General features: G+C 51.9%; 2 protein-coding genes. One reads left to right on the top strand and one right to left on the bottom strand.

Going from position 1 to position 2,703, the window contains the following annotated elements; all coding sequences use genetic code 11:
• The first annotated feature begins 342 nt into the window (after positions 1-342).
• Positions 343-1,851: an ISL3 family transposase gene (locus QJQ48_RS27650; protein WP_346294436.1), complete on the top strand. Its 1,509-nt coding sequence runs from the start codon at positions 343-345 to the stop codon at positions 1,849-1,851.
• Positions 1,852-2,280: 429 nt separating this feature from the next.
• On the opposite strand, the gene QJQ48_RS27645 is transcribed toward QJQ48_RS27650, so the two are convergent.
• Positions 2,281-2,604 carry a transposase gene (locus QJQ48_RS27645; protein WP_346294435.1) on the bottom strand — a complete coding sequence of 108 codons (324 nt, stop codon included), beginning with the start codon at positions 2,602-2,604 and terminating at the stop codon, positions 2,281-2,283.
• Positions 2,605-2,703 lie beyond the last annotated feature (99 nt).

The raw sequence follows: 2,703 nt of genomic DNA, 5'->3' as shown, positions 1-2,703 counted from the left end.
GACGACCGATCGAGCCTTCCACACAGGCTTAATTGAGGGCATTCTTGAAGTTGATGATTGATGGGACGCAACATTTTTTTGTTCATCCCACGCGCTCAATCGTAAAGTAGGTGCCCGGTTCCTCACCCTCTAGCGTCAACTCCTCACTGTAGCAACTCACCCATCCGTTCAATTTCGGCTTCCTCTCCTGTCAATTTGAGGCTCACTTCAACACAATTAAATTAGCTCTCTCCACTGGATTTAACTCTGACTCCCTCGCTGCGATCACTTCTACCCACATCTATTCCCCTAGCCATTCAGCACTGCCAGACAGACACTCCGGCCGCGACGATCGCTGTGGACATGGTGGCGACTCAAACCACGGCAGGCTGTCCTCGCTGTCAGCAATCGAGTCACCGCATTCACAGTCGCTACCAACGCACTGTCCGTGACCTCAACTGGGCCGACTACGGCGTGACACTTCATCTCACGGTGCGCAAGTTCTTCTGTGATGTAGTGATCTGCCCACAACGCATCTTTACTGAACGTCTCCCACAACTCTGTGCGCCCTATGCCAGGCGCACCCAACGCTTAAACCAGTATTTCATTGGCCTTACCCTCGATTTGGGTGGCGCTGCCGGAGCCCGACATGCACAGCGCAGCGGTTATGGGGTCAGTCTGCACACATTGCTGCGATCGCTGGCAAAAGTGCCTCTGCCTCAGCCCACTCATCCCCACTACATTGGGGTCGATGATTTTGCCTTCCGCAAAGGAAAACGTTATGGCACCGTCATCATTGACCACGAACGACAGCAACCAATCGCTCTACTCAATGACAGAAAGGCCCAGACGTTAGCCGATTGGTTGAAAGACTATCCCGAGATTCAACTCGTGACCCGTGACCGCTCTCAAACTTATCGCGCTGGCATCAACCAAGGCGCTCCTCAAGCAATCCAAGTCGCAGACCGCTTTCATCTTCTCCAAAATCTGGCTCAAACCCTGGAAGCCGTTTTCAAAGCTCATCCGAACGATATCAAGACCGCTGACCATCAGCCTTGGAGCAGGCGGTATACGCCCACTGCGTTGAGCCATAACCCGCGAAAACGACAACAACGGCTCGCTCGCTTTCAGGCCGTTCAGCAGCTCAAACAGAAAGGCCAGTCTTTAGCTACGATTGCTCAGCTGACCGGCCTCAGTGTTCGCACGGTCCGGCGTTTTCTTAAACATCCGCAGTTTCCTGAACGCAAGGTTCGCAGTGACCAGGGGGGCAGTCCTCAGTTGCAACCGTTTCAAGCTCTACTGGAGAAATCCTGCCAGCAAGGAAAACGTAATGGACGCCAACTCTTTCGACAACTTCAACAACACGGCTATCAGGGCAGTTACCGCACGATCGCTCGCTTCCTACAACGCTTACAGCAGACCAGCCAAACACCACCCGAAAGGATCTCAAAACCAAGGCGCCGGGTGGTCAAACGAGCTAAACTAACGCCGAGACAGGCCGCTTTCCTCGTTCTCAAACAGACCGATAAACTTTCTCTCAGGCAGCAGCAACAACTCGCTCTGCTGCGGCAGCAACCACATTTTAGCCTCGCTCTTCAACTCGCTCAGGACTTCATTACCATCGTTAGAAAACGGCAGGCAGAGCGCTTTGATGGTTGGTTACAGCAGGTTGAGGACGCTCGCATCAAGCCGCTCATCGCTTTTGCCAAGAGCCTCAAGGGTGATTATGATGCGCTGCTAGCGGCGCTCTCCACGTCTTTCAGTAATGGCCCCACTGAAGGCCACATTAACAAGCTCAAAATGATTAAACGACAAATGTTTGGTCGTGCCTCGCCTCAACTCCTGACAAAACGCTTCTTACTCGCTAGTTGATTACCTTTTCTATTGCCTTCTTTTTCTGTATGGGCGGGAATAGAAAAGTGTGGCCGGTATTGGGAAAGTCTGCCTGGAGTGAGCGATCTCGGCCTTCAATACCAAAATTCTCCTGATCGGCTCATTCACAAACACTAAAATGGCCCTGCTTCTCTCTCGTTTCGCTGCTTCACTCTATAGCTTCACCTAAAGTGAGAAAGAACCAAGTGCTTCCACTTGAACAGGGCAGGATGAGACATGAAGGTGAAGTTGGTGGTAGATGACATGAGGAAATCGGTCTCCTAATCTACCACTCCTGAGTTTTTGCGACAGAACCAGCAAAAGCCCACCGGCGGCTTGTGCCTCTCGATCTAAGCAAGACCAACTAGATTGCCGAGTTGAGTTCTCAAAAGTTGTCGTATTCTCAGCATGAGTCTTATCCCTCAGCCCTCAAAGAGTTTTCTGCACCACCGAGGGGTTTGAGCTCTCTTTGGCGAAGAAGGTCGCCGCCTTTTTTAAGAAGTCTCGTTCCATCCGAACCCGCTTGAGCTCTCGGCGCAGGCTATTGAGCTCTTCTCGCTCCTCAGAGGTCAACGGCCCTTGACGAGCGCCCTGTTGGTCAATCTTCGACTGCTTTACCCAGTTGCGCAGCGCGCTCTCGGTCAGTCCCATCTCCTTCGCAACTCGGCTAATGGGTTTGCCTGACTCCTCAACGATGCGGACCGTTTCCGCTTTCTGCTCGGCTGTAAACTTTCTGCGTGGTTTTTGACTCATGTGAACATTCTCCTTGTTGATCCTCTCTTCTGGAGTGTCCACTTTTTCGGGGCAAGGTCACACTCTCGTATTTTTGCGACAGAACCAATATTTTAGTTT

It is taken from the genome of Sphaerothrix gracilis Ecp01, from assembly GCF_030405905.1.
GTDB classification, from domain to species: Bacteria; Cyanobacteriota; Cyanobacteriia; order Phormidesmidales; family Phormidesmidaceae; genus Sphaerothrix; species Sphaerothrix gracilis.
Note: the sequence above shows the minus strand (reverse complement) of the source record. Positions and strands in the feature narration are given on the sequence as shown.

Excerpts from the sequence above, each read along its gene's own strand:
- QJQ48_RS27645 (WP_346294435.1), bottom strand. The coding sequence starts at position 2,604 with ATGAGTCAAAAACCACGCAGAAAGTTTACAGCCGAGCAGAAAGCGGAA.
- QJQ48_RS27650 (WP_346294436.1), top strand. The coding sequence starts at position 343 with ATGGTGGCGACTCAAACCACGGCAGGCTGTCCTCGCTGTCAGCAATCG.